Origin of the sequence: Psychrobacter sp. SZ93C1 (genome assembly GCF_015864635.1) — a bacterium.
Taxonomy (GTDB): Bacteria; Pseudomonadota; Gammaproteobacteria; order Pseudomonadales; family Moraxellaceae; genus Psychrobacter; species Psychrobacter fozii.
Map to the genome: position 1 here is coordinate 131457 of NZ_JADYWY010000007.1, position 21525 is coordinate 152981.

Here is a 21525-nt window from a genome sequence, read left to right on the forward strand (position 1 = left end):
GGAGTCTATTTTGTCTATATCTAATGCACCGAAACACAGCTATCCAGTAGCAGCGGATGAAGTAGAACGTATCCATAAGCTCAGAAAATACAAAGTATTAAATGATAATAACGAGCCTGCATTTGAGCGCTTGGTTAATCTCGCAAAACGGTTTTTTGATGTATCCATGATTACTATCAGCTTTATGGATGAAGAGACACAGTATCTGAAATCTTCTTACGGGCTTGACGGTGTCTGTCAAACAACGCGTGATGTCGCTATTTGTAATTACACGGTGCTCTCGGATGAGGTATTCGTAGTCCCCGACTTGACAGCTGACAGCCGATTTAGCGAAAATCCATTGGTGACAGAACCCCCTTGTTTAAAGTTTTATGCTGGTGCACCAATTATCCTCATTGAAGACAATAAAAGTTATCGTTTGGGCTCTTTATGTTTGATGGATACAGAGCCTAAGCATGATTTTGATGAGGAACAAGCACAGGTGTTGGCTCAATTTGCGATGATGGCAGCCGATGCTTTGCAGCTACAAGATAAGCAGCGTGATGCTAAACATGCTAATGAGATGAAGTCGAGTTTTCTGGCCAATATGAGCCATGAGATTCGCACGCCGATGAACGGTATTATTGGTATGGTAGAGATGCTAGGTGATACCAAACTTAGCAAAGAACAGCAAGATTGTGTCGACAATATCAAAGTTTCCAACGAGCATTTGATGGCGATTATCAATGGTATTTTAGATTTGTCGAAAGTTGAATCTGGGAAAATGACGATTGATCATATTCCGGTCAATTTATCTGAATTATGCAATGAAGTGGTGAGCCTCTTCTCTGTCAAAGCACATCAGCGAAAATTGGTTTTAAACTACAATTATACCGAGTCCTTATCGCCTTATGTCGAAGGAGATCCAGTACGTCTCAAACAAATAATTGCGAACATTGTTAATAATGCGATCAAGTTCACCCGTGAAGGTGGTCAAGTTAGTATAGATGTTAAGCATGTACACGATTGCCAGTGCGATAATATTAAAGTTCATGGTACAGAGGAACACCATTCTCAAACAACTCCCAATAGCACGTTAGATAAAGTTGCTGTTCACCAGACGAAGACGAGTACAGACAATAGCTCTCCTGGAGGGATGACAGTATGTATCGAAGTCACAGATACGGGTGTTGGCATTAAAGAAGAGTCGTTGGACGCAATATTTAATGCGTATGATCAAGCAAATCAATTCACACATCGTCTCTATGGCGGTACGGGCCTCGGGCTCTCCGTTTGTAAATCTTTGGTTGATTTGATGGGTGGCCATATTAATGTCAGTAGCGAAGTAGGTGTTGGCACCACGTTTAGTGTTTTATTACCTTTACCTACTATTGATAAAAAAGACTATCAAAGATGGCAAGAGACGAATGACTTTACTATGATCAAGCCGACGCAAGAGCGTGCTGGTCATATACTGTTGGTTGAAGATGACACCGTCAATGCGATTATCGCGAAAAAAGCGCTAACCAATAGCGGTCACACTGTGACGCATGTCTCTGATGGGCAGCAAGCCATTGAAGCATTTGCGCTGTCACCTGAGCGTTATGATGTTATCTTGATGGACCATCATATGCCTATTTTAGATGGGGTGCAGGCGACCATCAAATTGCATGAAATGTATGATTCACAATCATTACCACCTATTATTGCTTTGACGGCCAATGCGATGGATGGCGAACGCGAAAAATATCTAAAAGTTGGTATGCAAGACTATTGCACTAAGCCATTTAAACAAGAGCAGTTGAATGCATTGGTACAGTATTGGTTGATACAAAAACAATCAGCAGAGTAGCTGTATGAGAAATAGTTGTTGAGATTGCTATATTATTATTTCTCTCATTGTTATAAGTACAAAAAAGCTGAATCCCTTAATGAGAGATTCAGCTTTTTTATGACATACTCAAAATAATATAGATTGCCTATTATTTTTACGTGTTATTAGTTAACGCGAGTTTGATAGTCACCAGTACGAGTATCGACACGTACGACTTCACCTTGCTGTACAAATAGAGGTACACGTACGACAGCGCCTGTCTCTAGCTTAGCTGGTTTACCACCACCACCTGATGTATCACCACGCACACCAGGATCCGTTTCAGTGATCTGCAGCTCAACGAAGTTAGGCGGTGTTACTGATAGAGGTGCACCGTTGAATAAAGTGATGGTGCATGATGCATTGCTGTTTTCTTTTAGCCACTGTATTGAGTCGCCCATCGCTGTTTTATCAGCTTGGATCTGCTCAAAACTTTCTGGATCCATAAAATGCCAAAACTCGCCATCGTTATACAGATAGTTCATTTCAGTATCCATCACATCAGCAGCTTCTAAGCTGTCACCTGATTTAAATGTCTGTTCTAACACTTTACCGCTACGAAGATTGCGTAGTTTGACGCGGTTAAAAGCTTGACCTTTACCTGGTTTGACAAACTCATTCTCAAGAATAGAACAAGGGTTGCCATCCAGCATGACTTTTAGACCAGCTTTAAATTCATTAGTAGAAAAATTTGCCACAAGAGACTCCTAGGGATGGTAAATATGATGATATAAATAATAAGGGTTTGGGGCTTACTGTACAAAACCTGCTATTAAGCCTAGTGTAGAACGGGCAGTTGGTATACTTTGATAGGGCACACTCTAAGAGCGTATAATATCGGCTTTTGGGTACAGGTAATAGGCTGTCATGATAAACCATTTAATCACACAAAAAAACTGGCAAACGCAATTATCCGAAGCCATTACTTCTATTGATGAGCTATTAAGTATTTTGCAGCTCGAATCCCTACGTACCAGTGTCTATATGCCTAAGCATTTTGAGCTGCGGGTACCACGGGGTTTTGTGGCAAAAATGACCGTTGGGGATAGTAACGATCCTTTATTAAAACAAGTCTTGCCAGATCAACAAGAGCAAATCAAGGTGACAGGCTATGTAGCAGACCCTTTACACGAGAATACACAAAACCCAGTAAAAGGTATGCTTCATAAGTATCAGTCCAGAGTATTGCTGACCATTACAGGCGCTTGTGCTATTCATTGCCGTTATTGCTTTCGTCAGCACTTCGACTACAGCGCCAATATGCCAACGGCCGATGCCAAAGAAAATATCATTAGCTATATTACTGAGCATCCTGAGGTCAATGAGGTGATTTTGAGCGGTGGTGATCCATTGAATGTGACGAATAGGCGTTTGTTTGCATGGTTGGATACGCTAGAGTCGCTGCCACAGCTGACTACTATTCGACTGCATACTCGCTTACCACTGGTCATTCCAGCGCGTCTAGATGATGCGTTATTGACCAGATTGTCTCAAAGTCGATGTCATATTGTCATGGTGATTCACTGCAATCATGCCAATGAGATAGATACCTTAACATCAGAATATTTGCAACGTGCGAGGTCCGCTGGCGTGACTTTACTAAACCAAGCGGTTTTATTAAAAGGTATTAATGATAGTGTTGAGACTCAAACGCAATTAAGTCAACGTTTGTTCTCATGTGGCGTGTTACCTTATTACTTGCATGTATTAGACAAGGTCGCAGGCGCCGCACATTTTGATAAAGACGAGCGGTCGTCAATCGAGCTTTACTGGTCATTACTGGCCGCATTACCAGGCTATCTTGTACCAAAATTGGTAAGAGAGCTACCGAACAAACCTTTTAAGGTGCCAATTAACATTTACAATGTAAATTAATGTAGGCACTATAGGGTATTAAAAAATAGTAAACAAAGAGTGTTTTATTTGAAGGTTTGCATGCTGACAAATAGGTATTGGATGTCTTTATGACTGCTAAGATCTTATCCTGTCAATTTTTGAGAGTAGTGGTTACTTTTCATTATTTTATTATTATAAGTGGTATGGCTAGATAGTTGCCTTTTACTAAGTTACTCAGAGTTACTAGGAAAAATGATGATAACTTTATCGACGTTTCAAGAGTATTTATCGTCTACAGAGCCACTACCGCCATTATCGATTCGAGCGGCAAATGGTCAAGAGAGTTACTTGCTCAAACTATTGGCAAATTTGCCTTCGCAAACGCAGGTACAGCAGGTTGAGCAACTAGAAAAAATACTGACGGTACTGCGCGTGGCTAATATAGATGAGCAGCAACGTCTTAAGTTAATGGCTACTGTGATAGGTGCCTCAGACAAATTAATTGCTGCATTGCGGCAGCATTGTATTTATGAGCCAAAAGGGTTTAATAGCGTTCAATTGGGTTATGTGAATCAGATAAAGTCACTGTATTATCTCATCATTATGGTCTATGACAGAGTTATACGGCATAAAATATCGCTATTAAACAGCCAGCATAAATACACGGCAAGTAATGGTTGGCAACGTTATTTCAATGGTGACAAGTCTTCATCACTGACACTTGCTATCGTTATCTATCAGACGTTGATGATGTATCAAAGACTCCTGTTTGCAGAAGCGCTTTGCTATCAAAAACCCTCTCCTTATTTATGGGCCAAAATCAATCAGCTTTACTATCTTGCCTATCAGTATCATGCCACTGAGATTGATTTAAGTAAAGTGATTGATGTCCAACGTGCGGATAATATACATCGCTTGTACTGTCAAATTTGTTTACACAGCTTATTAAACGTACGTGCGATGCGTCGTCCTAATATCTTGCTAGTACAACGTTTGTTGCCAGTATGGGCTGAGCATATTATTGCGACGATAGAACCACAAACTGATACTCGGATATACGTAGATTTACAAAGTAATAAGCCGCCTTCTTATCTCACTGCCAATTCTATAATCAATCCATACGAAGATCGCTATCACTGCTTATTTATAGAGTTGGATCCAATGCTCGAGTATTTTAACTCGCGTAGCCAAGCATTAGTTAGGGACGGCAATGCAGGGTTAGAGAGTTACTTACTCCAAAACATAGCAGCGACGATTCGTTATCGTTATCTAAAGTTGCCACTATCGGTAGCACCGAAACGCTATACAGAAAAAGAGGCTGTTTTGGTGACTGGTTTTAATAAAATCCATTACTGCGTGGGTCATTCACAAAGTTTTGCAAGCTTGATTGCTAAAAATGAATTGCCAGATGAGTATCAACCTCGTTACGATACCGTTAGTAAAAAACAAAATGATAGCGATATACTAGCCAATGAAATATTCGACCGTAATGATGATTTATCACTATTTCGCACACTGAAATTATTAGATAAAGTAACCAAGATAGATGAAGAAAATTTAGAAGAAAACCATGGTAAAGAGAGTATATATGCAGTGACTACTGACGATGATGTCGCTATGACAGCACCACCGCCATTACATGTTATGAGTCTTCTGTTAGTCTGTCGTGCTGACACCATCACACCGCCCGATTGGTCACTTGGTGTCGTGCGCTGGCTGAGCCTTGATATTGAAAATCCAGAGGTTGATTGGCAAATATTGGGACATCAATTAGTGGCTTGTGGTCTGCGTTTAGAAGGCACAGCAACACGCAGTCAACATTTTGTACCAGCATTCATCCTTGGTCGGGAAGAGCATCTGCAAACCACGGGAACTCTGATAGTACCAACGTCTTACTTCCAGACAGATGACAGGGTCATCATGCGTATCAACACCAAACAAACTTTGTTACGTTTGGGAAAGCGGCTACTGATTACTGATGAATTTAGTCAGTATGAAGTGGTGCAGTTGTAGCCTTTTGAAAGGATTGTCAAAAATAGAAAAGTAGTAATGTAAATACAGAATTGAATAGACTTTGTTTACTTGATTTCGGCTTCAATAATTAAAGTAGATCAGCACGTTAGATAATGATAAGTTAGTCAGCAATCATTAAAATTATTGTCTATAATGTTCGATATTATTGCTATTTCTTATAAAATATCTTTGGCTAAAAAGTATATCATCTTAATCCTAAAAGCATGCCAGTATCATAAAGATAGCTAAGCCTATTCCCCATAGTGCATTCTGTGCTAGGTTGATCTCCGGAACAGATGTAGGGTATTGACAGCAACATATAAAAATAAGATCACAAAGTTTAAAAGGCTTATTATGCGTACTCAATCTATCTTAAATCTATTAGTCATCGATGATGATCAGCTCTATGCTGAACGTCTTGTGCACTTATTAGGCTGTTATTATGACAGTGTGAATTTAGGGTTTTTAGATGATAAAGAAGAATTATTAAAATTGCTGCGGCAGCCATGGGATGTCTTGGTATTTGGTAATGCTTACGATATGAATTTTACGGATGTAGTAGGTATCGTCCAAGAACAAAACATTGACCTACCTATGATCTGCTTATCAAATGAGGAGATGGTAGCGACCGCCCATAATAATGAGGGGCTGCCCAATATTATTAGCGGTACAATGGTCAAGGCGCTTAAAGTAGACGAAGAAATGGCCGTTGTGATGTCTATCTGTTTACAACATGATAATCTGCGTAGTCGCCGCGAGCTAAAAACATTGCGTCATGTACTCTCTGAAGCAGAGCAGCGTGCCAATGTATTAATCAAAAACTCTAAAAGTGCAGTGGCTTACATAGACCAAGGCATTCATATCTTCGCCAATGACCCTTATCTTCAGCTTTTTGGGTTTGCATCGATGAATGATGCCATCGGTGTGCCTATTATTGATTTGATTGCAGGCGGTGATAACGTTAAGGGCTTCAAGCAATTCTTACGTCAATTCGCGAAAGGAAACCGTCAAGAAGTAGAGTTTAAGTTTGAAAGTCTACGGACGGATGGGAGTACTTTTGAAGCAAAACTACAACTGGCAGCTGCGACCCTAGAGGGTGAGCCAGTTACTCAGGTCATCATCCAACAAAACAACAGTAACAGCGCTGAGGTGGCCAAACGTTTGGCAGCGGCTGAATGTAAAGACAGCTTGACAGGTATTAACAATCGACGCGGCTTTGAAGAGAAAATGGCAGTAATATATCAGCAAGCTCGCCAAGGAGAGCTGACGGCAGGATTATTATATGTCCAACTCGATAATATTGGTAAGATTCGAAGCAGTTTAGGCTTGCAAGGACTAGATGCAACTGTCAAGCAGGTCGCTTATGCGCTAGATGAGCTAGTAGTAGATGGGCATGTAAGCCGTTTTAGTGATACGGCTTTTACCATCATTGTAGAAGACAAAACAACAGCAGAGCTTAAAACGCTGGCTGAGCAAATCGGCTCGCGTATTAATGGTATGCTCATTGAAGTGGATAAACGCACGACCAGTACCACGGTTAGTATCGGTATTGTCAAAATCGAAAAAAATACAGCAGAGCCAAGCGTATTGCTTGAGCGTGCGATGGACGCTATCAACCAGATTATGATGGAAACAGCCAATAACGGGGCCACTTATCATTTATACGATCCAAGTGAACATGCTAATAGTGATGATCATGCGCTGGCTGAATCATTAATCGAGGCTATTACCAATAATCGTTTTGAGCTAACATTCCAGCCAATATATGATATTAATAACGATCGCAGCGACTTCTTTGAAGTATATTTACGCCTGCCATTGTCAGATGCTGAGAACACAGTGCTGACACCTGACCAGTTTATGGCGGTCGCCAAAAAACATAAGCTGCTCGAAAAGATGGATCGCTGGGTATTGATTAATGCCTGTAGAAAAGTAAACGATGTACGTAAAACACATCCTGAAGCTAAGCTGCTAGTGCAATTGACGAGTGCTTCATTAATAGATAAAAAACTGTCTAGCGTGGCTAGCCAGCTGATAAAAGCCGTGGGCGGTGCAGCAGGCGTGCTTACCTTACAATTTAATGAAAAAGACATTGCAGATCATTTGACGGTCGCGAAAACTCAGTTTGCAGCGCTTAGTCAAGCCGGTTGTCAGATGGGTATTAATAACTTTGGCTCTTCTGCCAAATCCATAGAAATTGCCAGTTTTGTGCAGCCAGATATGGTACGTCTACCGCGTAGCTACGTAGAAGATATTGATTCGGCAGAGAATTTGGAAACGGTCAAATCACTCATCATACGTACTAACGAAGTCAACGTTGATGTGCTGATGCCTTATATTGAAGATGCCGCGACCATGTCTGTCGCTTGGAGCGTAGGTGCACGCTACCTGCAAGGCTATTATTTGGAAGAGCCTAGAAAAATAATGAAAGTTGCGACCTAGACACTACATAATATTTTTCTTCATATCCGTCATTCAAGTATTATTTATCAGTTTAGATCCGATAAATAATGCTGTATTTCTATAAGCAGCCATGTATACGTGACGATTGATTGAGTTCTGTGTTTCTTAACATGGTCTCAATATATATGTCATTCACACATGGCTGACATCCTCTACTCAAAGATTGCCAAAATGCCTATCACTCGTAAATATCAAATGAGCAGTCTGCTTGCCGCTATTTTATTACTCAGTGCTTGCGATCGTACGCCACCTGATCACCGTGCTTCTGTGACATTGCCGCTATATACTGACGGTGATGCAGATAATGGTGCTATTATTTATCAAGATGCCTGTGGGCAATGTCATCAGCTCAATGCTGGACTCAATAAAAAAGGTCCACAGCTGATGAATATCTATGGTGCTCACGCTGCTCAGCTAAAAGATTACACCTATAGTAAAGGGTTAAAGCAGTCAGAATGGGTATGGGATGCTGAGACGCTCGATCCTTATATTGCTGACGCGCAAAAAGTCATGACAGACTCAAAGATGCTATCAAATCCGATGCCAGATGCCAAAGAGCGTGCTGATGTGATTGCCTATCTATCAACTCTCCGTGAGGCAGTACCAGTCGTTGAAAGCGAAGAAAAGTAGCTTCTCATTTATAATGAAAGCCTGTATTCGAGTCTATAAATTGAGACTTATCTAACGACATGATTTTTACCTTATACTGACCAAATAATGTCTATCTCAATTCTATGACTGAATGTTCAATATGACCCATTATTTCCATAAAAAATAAGCCGATGATTCACTATGATAATTGTAACCACCGACTACGCCGCTAATCAGCAAAAAATTACGCAGTTAATGATACAGCTGAATCAGATTGTATTAGACAAACCTCAAGTGGTGAAGTTGGCACTTAGCGGCATACTGGCAGGTGGACATTTACTATTGCAAGATTTACCCGGTATGGGTAAGACCACCTTGGCTCAAGGGCTAGCACAGTTATTGGGGTTGAGTTTTAGTCGAGTCCAGTTCACCAACGATATGCTACCTGCAGATATTTTAGGTATGAGCATTTATGACCAAAGTAAGCTGAAATTTGAATTTCGTCCCGGTCCTATTTTTACTCAGCTTTTGCTCGCTGATGAGATTAATCGTTCCAGTCCTAAAACACAAAGTGCGCTACTCGAAGCCATGGAAGAGCGACAGGTAACCCAAGACGGTCAGACCTATCGTTTGCCTCAGCCATTTTTTGTGATTGCAACCCAAAATCCATTGCAGCAAGCTGGTGTATATCCGCTTCCTGAATCGCAGCTCGATCGATTTTTATTATGTCTATCGTTGGGTTATCCATCACCAGCTGCTGAGCGTGAGCTGCTAAAAGGTCAGGATCGCCGTGAGTTATTGAAGGGTTTAGATGCGATATTTGATACCGAGGCTGTGTTGTTAGCACAGCAAGGGGTCAAGCAGGTTTATGTCGCAGATGTGGTCTTGGATTACCTACAAAGACTGGTCGCAAAAACACGAGCAAGCCAAGAATATCATGGGTTATCACCGCGTGGAGTGTTGTCACTACAACGTGCAGCACAGGCTCATGCCTATGTATCAGGGCACATGGAGATGACCCCTGAAAATGTCCAAGCCGTGTTTGCAGCAGTCACTGATCATCGTCTTGGTCAACGCTTTGTACCGGCGCATGTGACGGGTGGACTAATGACGAAGACTATCGCACAACGTATTTTGGCAGAAGTGCCAGTCGTTATCTAAATGCCTTTTGAGTGAAAGCCGTCTAAGTAAAAGTTAGTTAATTGATCGTAGGCTTTAGTAGTTGAGTTATTTATCAATGAATCAATCAATCAATGGCTATTGAAAGCTTATCACTTAACAGAAATTGTGTTCTTTCTGAGTAAATACTCGAAAGGCATCTGTTGTCAAAATTGTCGTCTACTACTGACGATATTATCAATTCTATGGTAAGGATAGGGTAGTCATGAGTCTTTTGCCAAAAGCCTTAACCGTACCAATCAAGTCAAAACTAAGCCGTTGGTTTGCCTCGCGTGCACCCAAAAGTGACAGTGCTACGCTGAATTTGCGCAACGTATATATCTTTTTTAGTCGCGAAGGGATGCTGTTTGCGGTGTTATTAATCATCACCTTTATCGCTGGTATCAATTATGGCAATAATCTGGTGTTGGGGTTATGTTTTTATCTCATCAGTATTTGGCTTATCAGTTTTCATGTGACCTTTGCCCATATCTCAGGGTTGAAAGTGCATTTATTAGAAGTCACCATGGCAGAGGCAGGTGCTCCTGTCTGGGTTACCTTGCAACTACGTAGTGAGAGCCGGCAACCCAGACGGCAGCTATTATTTGGCTTTGAGGATGTGGATAATAAGGTCAAGAGTAGCGTGGACATTCCAAGCTCTGTCTTGGTCACAAGGTTGCAAAGTGAACAAATCATTCGGTTACCTGTCCAGGCCAATGCTCGCGGGCAGTTTGAATTACCACGTCTCAGAATAAAAACAGTTTATCCTTTGGGTATTATGAAAGCATGGTCTTATGTCTATTTTGCCCGTACCGCTTGGGTATATCCAAAGCCTGAAGCATTCGATTGGGAAACGCAGTATGCCATTGCAAGCTCAGAGGATTTGCCAATAGGTGGGCAATATCGCCAAGGCCAAGATGACTTTGAACGGCTCGATAACTACATAGAAGGTGAGTCGCTGGCACGTGTCTCTTGGGGGCATGTAGCTCGCGGTCAAGGAATGCTTACCAAGCACTTCGCTGACCCTCTTGGTCATGAGCAGACGCTAGACTATGCCGATATGCCTGCCGCACAACATGAACAAAAGCTATCACAATTGGCGTATGGTGCGATGACATTAGGTCAGCTAGGCGTGCCATTTACTATGTGCTTACCCAATGATGCACCCTTTGCTACAACGATGGGTGAAGGTGATGAATTTGCGCAAGATTGCTTGCTAAGGTTGGCAAAAGCACCATGATTAATTCTAAACGCTTGCCTTCGAGTAAAGATGTAGAAGCATCTAACAGTACCTTTACAGCAGACTCTATCAAATCTGCAAGCTTCGAGCAGTTGGCTTTGGGTCAAAACATCACTACTCATGTTGCATTAGGTAGTGGCACTAAGTCAGGCAGTAACACCAAATGGTATCGCAAGCTACTTGCACTACCAGCGTATTATTGGATAATAATTGCGCAAGTTATTGTTATTTTGCCGCATGCTGCCCATTTACCATTATGGCTCATAGGCTTTGCTGTGGTGAGTATTATCGCCCAGCTGCCCCGTGTGAAAGCTCGATTCCAAAAAGTAGCTCATCTAAAACGTGTCTATCAAGGCATGCAAATGCTTGGCTTCTTATTGGGTCTTTTGGGATTGTGGTTAACCTACAATACGGCATTTGGGCTAGATATGGGCGTGGCATTTTTAGTGCTATGTCTCATCAGTAAGCTCTGGGAATTGTACAAGCGTCGTGACGCCTATGTGGTATTGAATTTATCGCTATTTGTGCTGGCAGCACTGTTTTTGATGGATCAAGGGCTGATCACTACTTTAGAGGTGGTGATTGGGGCAGTTATTGTATTACTGACATTTATTGCGCTAAACGATGATGGCAATGATCGGGGTGATGGTCGCCTGCGCACTTTAGGTGTATTAGGCATTGGTGCGCTGCCATTATTGGTGGTGCTATTTCTATTTTTCCCTAGGCTACCACCGCTATGGTCGGTACAGCTATCAGGTCAGCAAGCGACCACGGGCGTCTCCGACAGCATGTCACCTGGTGACTTTGCTAACTTAGGACAATCAACGGAGTTGGCATTTCGGGTAGAGTTTGAAAATAACCGTCCACCACAGCAGCAGCTTTATTGGCGCGGATTGGTATTTAGCGATTTTGATGGCGTCACGTGGCGTCGTAACCCTCAACAACGACAGTGGCAACCTTCAGAGCAACGTCCTGCTTGGATTGACAATGCGTTTGCTACCATTCCCGAAGAGGCACAAGTTGCACCAAATAACTATCAAATAATCTTAGAGCCTACTCAGCAAAACTGGCTATTTGGTCTCGATTATCCTTTTGCTCAGCAACAAGATGTCAGCATTACTTCAGATTTCACGTTATTAAAAGACGAGCCTGTCACTCAGCAGCTGCGCTATGACGTATTGCAGTTTTCACCGATGAGTATCGATCCTATCCTTACGGATGAGTCGCGGCGGATGAATCTTGCACTACCAAATGATGGGAATCCGAAAGCAAGAGCATTGGCTCAGCAGCTTTTTTCGCAGTCAGGCTCAGACCCTACGCGCTATATAGCAGCTATCGAGCACTGGATTAATCAAACAGATTTTCGCTATACGTTATCGCCGCCGCGCTTGAATAACAATCGTATTGACGAGTTTTTGTTTGAGACCAAGGCGGGGTTCTGTGAGCATTACTCTTCAAGTTTTACTTTTATGATGCGGGCGGCAGGTATCCCTGCCAGAGTCGTCGCAGGCTATCAAGGTGGTGAGCCGAGCCGTGGTGGTAATGTTTGGGAAGTCCGGCAAATGGATGCACATGCGTGGACTGAGGTTTGGCTTGAGGGTCAAGGTTGGGTACGTGTCGATCCGACTGCTTTTGTAGCACCCGAGCGCGTCGAGCAGGGGATGGATGCGATGACGCAGTCACAAGGCGCTGCGATGTTTGGTGATGGCGCTGGTGCACAGATTGACTATCAACAATATCAAATGCTACAAACTTTACGTCGTCTCTCAGACCAAGCGAGCTACTATTGGCAAAAAGATGTCGTTGGCTACGACCAAGACAAACAAGCAGACTCACTATTCAAATGGTTCAACATCAGCTCCATCACGCAACAAATTATTTGGCTAGCCGCGAGTGCCATTACGGTCATGGTTATTTTGGTGTTTATCATTTGGCAACGTCGCCGTAAACGCTGGCACCCAGTAGATTTACCACTTGCCCAGTTGTCGAAGCGTATAGGTAAGCAAGATAAGTCACTGGCTCGTACTGATGATGAGGGTCAGTTGGCGTGGCTTGAGCGCTTAGCGATGGCTATTGATTCTAGTGCCTCAAATGACACTGATGCGAGCAATACCAGCCAATTGACAGACAGTGATCACCCCAAAGTTATTCAAGATAAAATCACCCAAATCAAACAAGACTATCGTCATCTACGCTATGGACGCTTAAGCACTGTTGAAATCAGTGATAGTGAGTACCAGAAAGTGCTTAAGCAGTTAAGGAAAAACTTACACGAATTGTTGTAAGTCCATTGGTGACACACCCTAGCCAGTAGCAGTTATTAGCAATAGTGAGCGGATAAATGATAGATAGGTTTGGAACAAATAATGCGTAGCACTAAAGATCGTATTCGCCACGCCTTAGCGTTTGAAATCATTGGCCTACTTATTTTCGCACCACTGGCAAGTTGGGTGTTCGGTTTTGAGCTGCACTCAATGGGTGTGATAGCGATCGCTGGCTCTATTGTCGCGACCGTGTGGAATTATTTTTATAATGTCTTATTTGATAATGCCATGCTTAAACTACGTGGTGAAGTAAAAAAGACCGTTCCCATACGAGTGCTACATGCCGCGCTATTTGAAGGTGGTCTGTTAGTGCTGTTCTTGCCAGCGATTGCTTGGTATTTGGATATCAGCCTTTGGGAAGCATTTAAAATGGATATTGCCATGGCGACATTCTATTTGGTATATGCTTTTGTGTATAACTGGATTTATGACAGGGTATTTCCTATCGCTGAAGCCAGCTAACGGTAGTTTTATCCAGATATGTAGAACGTATTAAGGAGCCAATTATATGGCAATATATGTAGATTTTATGCAGATAGAATTTAAAGGTTATAAGTGGTGCCACCTGCTGGCTGATACGTTGCAAGAGCTGCATGAGTTTGCGGCGTTCATTGAATTAGATGAGCGTTTGTTCCATCGTAATGCTAGTTATCCGCATTATGACGTCACTGTACAAATGCGAGAAACCGCGATTGAGTATGGCGCGATCCCTGCTGATCGCAGAAAAATTATCGAGTGTGCTAAAAAGTTAAAAGTAGAATTACATGCACAAATAGCAGAGTACGATAGTTTGAATTGAGGACATGCCTTAATGCATGAAAAAATAAAAAGGTGGGTTATGCTTTCGCTAACTCACCTTTTTTTGCTTAGATTTTTTGACTTTTACTTTGCCACTGCTGCTGTACTGACGCCACTTAGGGCTTTTGAGATGTTATCTATAACGGTGTCACAACCTTTAATATTATGACGGGTTTTTAAGTATTGAGGATCGTTATACGATAGCCATACTTTTTTATCTGCATCTTCACTGATGAGAATTTTTTGTGGCAAATCGATAGCGACGCTTTGCTCGCAATTCATCAATGACGTACCCGCTTTCGGGTTACCAAACATAATAACTTGTGTTGGTCTTAAGGTTAAATCGACACCTTGTGCATTTTTTTGATGATCGACGCGCGCAAATACTTTCATGCCTTTACTTTCGATAATGGCTGCCAGTTTATCAGCAGTCTCTTGGACAGAGTGATGACTTTGCATGGTTATCAAGCCTTTTTCGGCATTGGTGGCAGTCATCGTTATTTTCACCGAGGGCGTGTCGCTGGGTGAATGTAAAATATTTTCGACACTGGCGCAAGAGGCCATGGTCAAAGCCAAAGCGGCGATAGAGACAATTTTAATCATAAGTAATCCTTTTTATGGTGGTCGGTTATCCGTAATAGTTTGTAGCATCACCTATTTATTATGCGTCATAATATTGTGCGTAATAAACGCTGCTTAGTAAAGAGTTGCATTGCAACCTGCTTTAATCAATTACTAAGCCAAGTGCTCTGCTAGATAGTCCACTAACAGCCTGATTTTTGGTGATAACTGGCGGTTGTGCGGATAAATGGCCCAAATGCTTTCTTCAGGCTCTCTATATTTATCCAACAAGCTTATCAGTTCCTTAGATGCTAGGTATTTTTGCACATAATAATCTGGTAGCTGGACGATGCCCAAACCTTTTAGGGCAGCATCAACTAGGCTATGACCACTATTATATTGAATGCTCCCAGAGACGCGCAAATTCCTTTCTTTACCTGCGTCCTTACTAGCACGTGGGTCAGTATCTATAAAGTGCCAGTAGTCACGAGTGCCAAGTAAGCAGTTATGTTGACTCAGCTCGCTCAGAGCGTGCGGTGTGCCATATGTATCAAGATAAGAGGGTGCCGCGCAGACAAAGTTGGTGCGATGGCTGAGTTTTTTTGCCATCATCGTGGAGTCGCTTAATTTGCCGATACGAATCGCTAAGTCGTAACCACCCTCAATCAAATCGATCTTTTGATTACTCAAAAAAGCCGTCACTTCGATATCGCTATATTGCATCATAAAGTCATTGATCAACGGCAGCAATTGTTGTTCGCCATAAGTGACAGGGGCAGTCAGTTTGATCCTGCCTTGCGGTTTTGATTGCAAATTACTGACAGCCTGCTCAGCAGCATCCAAGCCATCGAGCACACTACGGCAATGCTGATAGAACACGCGACCTTCTTCTGTTAATGATACTTTGCGTGTTGTACGATAGAGGAGTTTAATATTAAGGCGTTTTTCTAACGCGCTTATTTGCCGGCTTACTTGTGCCGTTGAGATACCTAGTTCTTTGGCGGCGCGCGTAAAACTCTCGTATTCTGCGACGTAAACGAACTCGCTAACACCATCCCAGCGCATGATTATTACCAATATGTAAAAGATATTTGCAAATATAGCATATTGTTATCACCCTAGAAATAACTATAATGGTAAGCATCTACTCAAATAGTTGGTTGTAATCTAGCTGATTGTAATCATTTTCGAATGAGTATCCCAAAAATATTGGCCTGCTTTTTATAGGCTGTAAATAATAACGAATTAAAAAGAGAAATTCTTATGTCAGATAAATTTATTAAATCAAAAGCCGCCATCGCGTGGGGGCCAAACCAGCCACTATCTATCGAAGAAGTGGATGTCATGCTGCCACGTAAAGGCGAAGTATTGGTCAAAATCGTCGCCAGTGGTGTTTGTCATACCGATGCGTTTACCTTATCTGGTGAAGACCCAGAAGGTGTCTTCCCAGCAATTTTGGGTCATGAAGGTGGTGGTATCGTTGAGCAAATCGGCGAAGGCGTGACCAGTGTCCAAGTTGGCGACCATGTCATTCCCTTATACACCGCAGAGTGTGGCGTTTGTAAAATGTGTACATCAGGTAAAACTAATCTATGCTCAGCGGTACGTGAAACCCAAGGTAAAGGCTTAATGCCAGATGGCACCACGCGCTTTTATAAAGATGGCGAGCCTATCTATCATTATATGGGCTGCTCAACTTTCTCTGAGTACACGGTTTTACCAGAAATATCTTTAGCGAAAGTCAATAAAGAAGCTCCATTAGAAGAAGTTTGTTTGCTTGGTTGCGGCGTGACTACCGGTATGGGTGCAGTCATGAATACGGCAAAAGTCGAAGAGGGCGCTACTGTTGCTATCTTTGGTATGGGCGGTATCGGACTGTCAGCGGTCATCGGTGCTGCGATGGCAAAAGCCAGCCGTATCATCGCGATTGATATCAATGAAAGCAAGTTTGAGCTAGCAAAAAAGTTGGGTGCCACTGACTGCATTAATCCAAAAGACTATGACAAGCCAATTCAAGAAGTGATTGTTGAACTGACTGACGGCGGGGTTGATTACTCGTTTGAATGCATCGGTAATGTCGATGTCATGCGCTCAGCACTAGAGTGCTGTCACAAAGGTTGGGGCGAGTCGGTCATCATTGGTGTCGCTGGTGCCGGACAAGAAATCTCTACTCGTCCATTCCAGTTAGTGACTGGTCGAGTCTGGCGTGGATCAGCATTTGGCGGTGTCAAAGGTCGTTCAGAATTACCAGGCTACGTTGAGCGTTATCTGGCGGGTGAAATCCCACTACAAGACTTCATTACCCATACTATGCCACTAGAAGACATCAACGAAGCGTTTGACTTGATGCATAAAGGTGAGAGTATTCGTACGGTCATCCATTTCTAAAAAATATTGTGCAAGAGCAATATCTGACAGTAACGTTAGATATTGCTCTGAAAATACGGTTTTAAAAATAAAAAGGCCGCTTCGATTTCGAAGCGGCCTTTTTTAAAGCTTATAAAATCGTCTTAGAGAAAATCAATAACAACTCAGTAGACACATTTCTTAAGCGCTATTTTTTCTACAGTATTTTATATGTATGGTTACAGACCCATTCACTCAGTCATGCTGGCCAATTGCTCTAATATACTGACGTAGTTTTCGACCCCTTGAGCACCGCTAACAAGATGACGCTCATTGAAGATAATCGCCGGTACACTTTGAATGCCTTGCTGTTGCCAATGCTGTTCTTCTGCTCGTACTTCCTTAGCAAAGAGCTGACCCTCTAATATTGCTAGCGCTTCACTACGATCAAGTCCAGTCTCTGCTGCAATATCAGCAAGCACGTTGATATCTGAAATATCTCTGTTATTGGTAAAATGCGCGGCAAACAACGCTTGTTTTAATTCATGCATACGGCCTTGCTGATCAGCGAAATGTAGCAGCTGATGCAAATCAAAGGTGTTGTGCATGCGCGTGTCATCATTGAAGTTAAACTCAAAGCCAACCTCAGAGCCAGCTTCAGCCATTCTGATTTGACTAGCATCTGACTCTTGCTTGGTCGAGCCATACTTTTCGATGATGTGCTCACGTAGGTTTTGACCCTCGCTTGGCATGTTTGGGTTTAGCTCAAACGGGTGCCAATGGATAGTGTGAGCCGTGTTGGTTTGCTCAAGTGCTGCTGCCAATTGACGATAGCCAACGACGCACCAAGGGCAGACGACGTCTGAGACGATGTCTATTCGGAGTGGTTTTTCTGATGGGCTCATATTTCCTCGCAGGGATTGTTATTTGTATTTTATTTAAGGATTCTAATTGCTCATATATCTCATCTAAATGTGTCTGCTCAGAGATAGTTATCGACCAAGAAGCCTCAGTAATAATCATGCTTTAAACATCAAGCGTTAATGAACATTTAAAGCACAATCAGGTGAATACAATGCGCTCTGAGTGACTCGTTTGCTCACTGGATTGCTATTATTCATAGCTGCTTTTTTGCGATAAGGCGGTCAAAAATCAACCTCTGATAACAAAACGTATGAATATTTAACCAATCTGTCATGGCCATGAAATGGGATTTTCTCTACAGTAGCTTTGCCGACATGGGTAGTTGTGATTTATAACCCATGCTAACACCAAGTATTTAGAAAATAACAAAAACTTAATATTCTATACAGGATGCACAAATGAAAAATATTACTGAAGCGATGAACTGGCGTTACAGCACAAAAGCATTTGATACCAACAAAAAAATCTCAGCAGAAGATTTTCAAAGCCTAAAAGATATCTTGCGTCTCAGTCCTTCGAGCACTAATATCCAACCTTGGCATTTTGTGATTGCTGATGATGAGGCTGGTAAAGCTCGAATCGCAACAGGCACTGAGGGCATGTATGAATTTAATACGGCAAAAGTAAAAGACGCTTCACATGTCATCGTATTTTGTAGTCATGTCTATGCTGATGACGAGTTTTTGAATGAAATACTAGACAAAGAAGACGCTGATGGCCGTTTTGCGGAACCAAAATTTAAAGAGCAGATGCACCAAGTGCGTAAGATGTTTTTGGATATTCGCCGTTATGAGCAAAAAGACGAGCCACACTGGTTGATAGAGCAGCTATATCTCAACATGGGTGCTTTGCTACTCGGAGCTGCGACTTTAGGTATTGATGCCGTTCCTATGGAAGGAGCGGATTTGAAAGCACTTGATGAAGAGTTTGATTTACGTAGCAAGGGCTATACGGCTGTTGCGGTCGTATCGCTTGGTTATCGTAGTGAAGATGACTTTAACGCTGAGTTGCCAAAATCACGCTTTGATGAAGAGAGCATTATTACAAAAGCTTGAGCTATCACAAAAGCTTCAGTTATCATGATAGCCTCATGAAATGATGTGGTCGATCCTGAACACAATGGACACACGACACTATAGCAGTAAGGCCAGTAGAACTATTAGGGTCAGTAGAACATGATGACTGTATGTACTACTTTTATTCTGGCTTGGCTATATCGCCCCTATGTGAATATTCAATACGCCCTGATGAGAGAGCCCAACCACCAACATGATAGAAACAGAACGCTTATATCTTAGACAGTGGCGAGCAAGTGATTTTGCGATATTCGCTGAAATGAATGCTGATCTTGACGTGATGAAATACTTTCCTAAGCCATTATCACCGAAAGTGAGCGATGCGATAGCTAATAAATGCTCGCAGCTTATTAAAGATAAAGGTTGGGGGTTTTGGGCGGTCAGTCTAAAAGAGACAGATACCTTTATCGGTATGGTTGGCTTAAATGAAGCGCACGCTGATATGCCTTTTGCAGCTACTATTGAGATTGCTTGGCGACTACACAAAGATTATTGGGGACAAGGTTATGCAACGGAGGCAGCACGGGCTTCATTAAATTTTGCATTTGACACATTAGGACTCGATGAAGTCGTTGCCTTTACGGCTGTTATTAACGAGCACTCGCAACTCATTATGCAGCGTATTGGCATGAGTAATACACAAGAAAACTTTTATCATCCAATGCTTGATTCTAATCATCGGCTTGCTGAGCACGTTTTGTATAAGATTACTCCGGATCGGAGGTCGTGAATGTGTTTTCAGTATATTTTCATTACTATGTGAGCATTACGAAATAGCAGTTCTAGAATAAGAGTAGAAAGCATAGGTAATGTAGGATGCGCTAAATATGAGGACGCGCCCTAGTTAGGAAACCTCCTTAGTTAAGAAATCTCAATCCAGAGGTTTTGAGTGCCCATACTAGCTCTACAAAGGCGCGACTATTCGTCAGAGGCTCACCATCGATAATGAGCACATAGCCTGAACCATCAATCCATAAGAATACAAAACTGGTCTCAGGAATGAGCAGATCGACCTGCTGAAAGAAAGAGATCGCTTGGCTTTCTACGGCCCATCCACGTTGCTTTTGTCGTAGCATAAACCCTGAAAAATCAGCTGCCGCCACACTGAGCATATCTGCTTCTTCTTGACTGTAGCCAATACGTGCTAAGCAAAACCCTTCATCAGAGCCAATGGCAGCACGGCGTTTGCCCGATAAGCTGGCCACCACATAGGGTAAAAACTGATCGAGTGGCAGATTGGGCGCTGGTAACAGAAGAGACAGTTTCTCAATCCAACCTTGTTCTATGAAATTTTGCAGCCATTCATCAGAGTAGCGTTCAAGCCAGTCGGCAGCGAGTAACGTCTGCGCATAGGATAACAAGTCTTGTAGTGATAGCTGCTCCTTAGTGGGCTCACCTTGTGAAAATGCCTCAAAAATACCGGCTGGGGTTAGAGTCAGATACGTTTTATCAGCATTTAAATAAGAAGACATAGCAGCTACCATTATGATGAAGGTTATAGAGTGGCGATAAATTAGGTTTTCATATAGTTGAATTCAAATAATTTTGATACAAGGAAGCCGAGTGTAAGTTATACATTAGTATGCTTAGCGAGGATGACGATGTAGAAAATTTATATGGATTTGACTATAGTTTGATCAAGGTGCTGCTGACAGTTGTTCCAACGCGCATCGAATTGCCAGTCGCTTTTGCCCAAGCGAAACCACACTAATGAGAAAGCAAGGCGATCATTGCGAGCGATGCAGTGTGCAAAGAACTCGTTTTCGACTTGCTCAATCGTGCCCCAATCCTCATTAGTACGTGCTTGCATTAGCTCGGCTGTGATTTCTTTGGAGATTTCCTTGGCGTCATCGCTACTGATACGCAACCGTTGTTTTTGCTCATTGAGAGACGGCGATATCAATACACTCCATCGGGTCGCAAGCATACTATTGCGTTGAATATATGTTTTTTTATCAATACAGTCGCGAAACCCTTGTTGAATATGAGGGTGCAGGCGATCTTTGACACGAATGAACAGGTTATTTACATCATAAGGAATGTCATACCAACAGCCATAAAAGAAGTCTGCAACAGCACCTTGCAGCGGCTCTCTCTCGGTCAATAGTAGCGCCGCATTGATGCGTTGTTCATGAAAGTGACGGTTGTTGGGTGCCAAAAACACTTTGCGCGAGTATAAGCGGAATACTCGCCGCGCTTCCATTTCGTTTTCTTTAATAAGATCTGAATCAGACATAACAGTGTCCTTTGAGTCATGGTCGCTATATAGTCAAATTCATATAAATCCGCTACATCGTCATCCTCGCTAAGCATACTAATGTATCACTTACACTCGGTTTACTT

General features: G+C 42.4%; 19 protein-coding genes. 13 read left to right on the plus strand and 6 right to left on the minus strand.

The window, feature by feature from the left end; genetic code table 11:
* Window positions 1-10: 10 nt before the first annotated feature.
* Window positions 11-1831: a GAF domain-containing hybrid sensor histidine kinase/response regulator gene (locus I6E83_RS10275; RefSeq protein WP_227680906.1), complete on the plus strand. Its 1821-nt coding sequence runs from the start codon at window positions 11-13 to the stop codon at window positions 1829-1831.
* Window positions 1832-1977: 146 nt separating this feature from the next.
* Here I6E83_RS10275 and efp read toward each other — a convergent pair whose 3' ends face one another.
* A complete protein-coding gene (efp, locus tag I6E83_RS10280) occupies window positions 1978-2550 on the minus strand; it encodes an elongation factor P (protein ID WP_110923222.1) in 573 nt (190 codons plus the stop codon).
* A 169-nt stretch (window positions 2551-2719) separates the two neighbouring features.
* Here efp and epmB point away from each other — a divergent pair, with 169 nt between their 5' ends.
* From epmB to I6E83_RS10325, 9 genes are all read left to right on the plus strand, one after another.
* A complete protein-coding gene (gene epmB, locus I6E83_RS10285; RefSeq protein ID WP_197101689.1) occupies window positions 2720-3727 on the plus strand; it encodes an EF-P beta-lysylation protein EpmB in 1008 nt (335 codons plus the stop codon).
* 216 nt (window positions 3728-3943) lie between these two features.
* Window positions 3944-5701: a hypothetical protein gene (locus tag I6E83_RS10290; RefSeq protein ID WP_197101691.1), complete on the plus strand. Its 1758-nt coding sequence runs from the start codon at window positions 3944-3946 to the stop codon at window positions 5699-5701.
* Window positions 5702-6055: 354 nt separating this feature from the next.
* A complete protein-coding gene (locus I6E83_RS10295) occupies window positions 6056-8143 on the plus strand; it encodes an EAL domain-containing protein (RefSeq protein ID WP_197101693.1) in 2088 nt (695 codons plus the stop codon).
* Window positions 8144-8302: 159 nt separating this feature from the next.
* Window positions 8303-8794 carry a c-type cytochrome gene (locus I6E83_RS10300; RefSeq protein ID WP_227680907.1) on the plus strand — a complete coding sequence of 164 codons (492 nt, stop codon included), beginning with the start codon at window positions 8303-8305 and terminating at the stop codon, window positions 8792-8794.
* A gap of 162 nt (window positions 8795-8956) precedes the next feature.
* Complete coding sequence (locus tag I6E83_RS10305; RefSeq protein WP_227680908.1) at window positions 8957-9916, plus strand: AAA family ATPase; 960 nt, start codon at window positions 8957-8959, stop codon at window positions 9914-9916.
* Window positions 9917-10139: 223 nt separating this feature from the next.
* The gene (locus tag I6E83_RS10310; RefSeq protein ID WP_197101695.1) at window positions 10140-11153 is read left to right on the plus strand and encodes a hypothetical protein; all 1014 of its coding nucleotides are present in this window, start codon (window positions 10140-10142) and stop codon (window positions 11151-11153) included.
* Window positions 11150-13438: a transglutaminaseTgpA domain-containing protein gene (locus tag I6E83_RS10315; protein WP_197101697.1), complete on the plus strand. Its 2289-nt coding sequence runs from the start codon at window positions 11150-11152 to the stop codon at window positions 13436-13438. Before I6E83_RS10310 ends, I6E83_RS10315 begins: the two co-directional genes overlap by 4 nt.
* A gap of 81 nt (window positions 13439-13519) precedes the next feature.
* The gene (locus I6E83_RS10320) at window positions 13520-13939 is read left to right on the plus strand and encodes a PACE efflux transporter (protein WP_197101699.1); all 420 of its coding nucleotides are present in this window, start codon (window positions 13520-13522) and stop codon (window positions 13937-13939) included.
* A gap of 46 nt (window positions 13940-13985) precedes the next feature.
* Window positions 13986-14276, plus strand: a complete 291-nt coding sequence (locus I6E83_RS10325) for a DUF4031 domain-containing protein (protein WP_197101701.1) — start codon at window positions 13986-13988, stop codon at window positions 14274-14276.
* 83 nt (window positions 14277-14359) lie between these two features.
* Here the strand turns inward: I6E83_RS10325 and I6E83_RS10330 are convergent, their stop codons facing one another.
* Together I6E83_RS10330 and I6E83_RS10335 are read right to left on the minus strand one after the other, a co-directional pair.
* Window positions 14360-14878 carry a DUF302 domain-containing protein gene (locus I6E83_RS10330; protein WP_197101704.1) on the minus strand — a complete coding sequence of 173 codons (519 nt, stop codon included), beginning with the start codon at window positions 14876-14878 and terminating at the stop codon, window positions 14360-14362.
* Between the two features lie 132 nt (window positions 14879-15010).
* On the minus strand, window positions 15011-15901 hold the full coding sequence (locus I6E83_RS10335) for a LysR family transcriptional regulator (protein WP_197101706.1): 891 nt from the start codon (window positions 15899-15901) through the stop codon (window positions 15011-15013).
* A gap of 198 nt (window positions 15902-16099) precedes the next feature.
* Here I6E83_RS10335 and I6E83_RS10340 point away from each other — a divergent pair, with 198 nt between their 5' ends.
* The gene (locus tag I6E83_RS10340; protein ID WP_197101708.1) at window positions 16100-17224 is read left to right on the plus strand and encodes an S-(hydroxymethyl)glutathione dehydrogenase/class III alcohol dehydrogenase; all 1125 of its coding nucleotides are present in this window, start codon (window positions 16100-16102) and stop codon (window positions 17222-17224) included.
* Window positions 17225-17433: 209 nt separating this feature from the next.
* Here the strand turns inward: I6E83_RS10340 and I6E83_RS10345 are convergent, their stop codons facing one another.
* Entirely contained in the window at window positions 17434-18087 is a 654-nt protein-coding gene (locus I6E83_RS10345) for a DsbA family protein (protein WP_197101709.1), read from the minus strand.
* 417 nt (window positions 18088-18504) lie between these two features.
* Here I6E83_RS10345 and nfsB point away from each other — a divergent pair, with 417 nt between their 5' ends.
* Together nfsB and I6E83_RS10355 are read left to right on the plus strand one after the other, a co-directional pair.
* Entirely contained in the window at window positions 18505-19161 is a 657-nt protein-coding gene (gene nfsB / locus I6E83_RS10350) for an oxygen-insensitive NAD(P)H nitroreductase (protein ID WP_197101711.1), read from the plus strand.
* Window positions 19162-19375: 214 nt separating this feature from the next.
* Window positions 19376-19912: a GNAT family N-acetyltransferase gene (locus tag I6E83_RS10355; protein WP_197101713.1), complete on the plus strand. Its 537-nt coding sequence runs from the start codon at window positions 19376-19378 to the stop codon at window positions 19910-19912.
* Window positions 19913-20039: 127 nt separating this feature from the next.
* Here I6E83_RS10355 and I6E83_RS10360 read toward each other — a convergent pair whose 3' ends face one another.
* Both I6E83_RS10360 and I6E83_RS10365 read right to left on the minus strand, forming a co-directional pair.
* Entirely contained in the window at window positions 20040-20654 is a 615-nt protein-coding gene (locus I6E83_RS10360) for a hypothetical protein (RefSeq protein ID WP_197101715.1), read from the minus strand.
* A gap of 140 nt (window positions 20655-20794) precedes the next feature.
* A complete protein-coding gene (locus I6E83_RS10365) occupies window positions 20795-21418 on the minus strand; it encodes a hypothetical protein (protein ID WP_197101717.1) in 624 nt (207 codons plus the stop codon).
* Window positions 21419-21525: the final 107 nt, after the last annotated feature.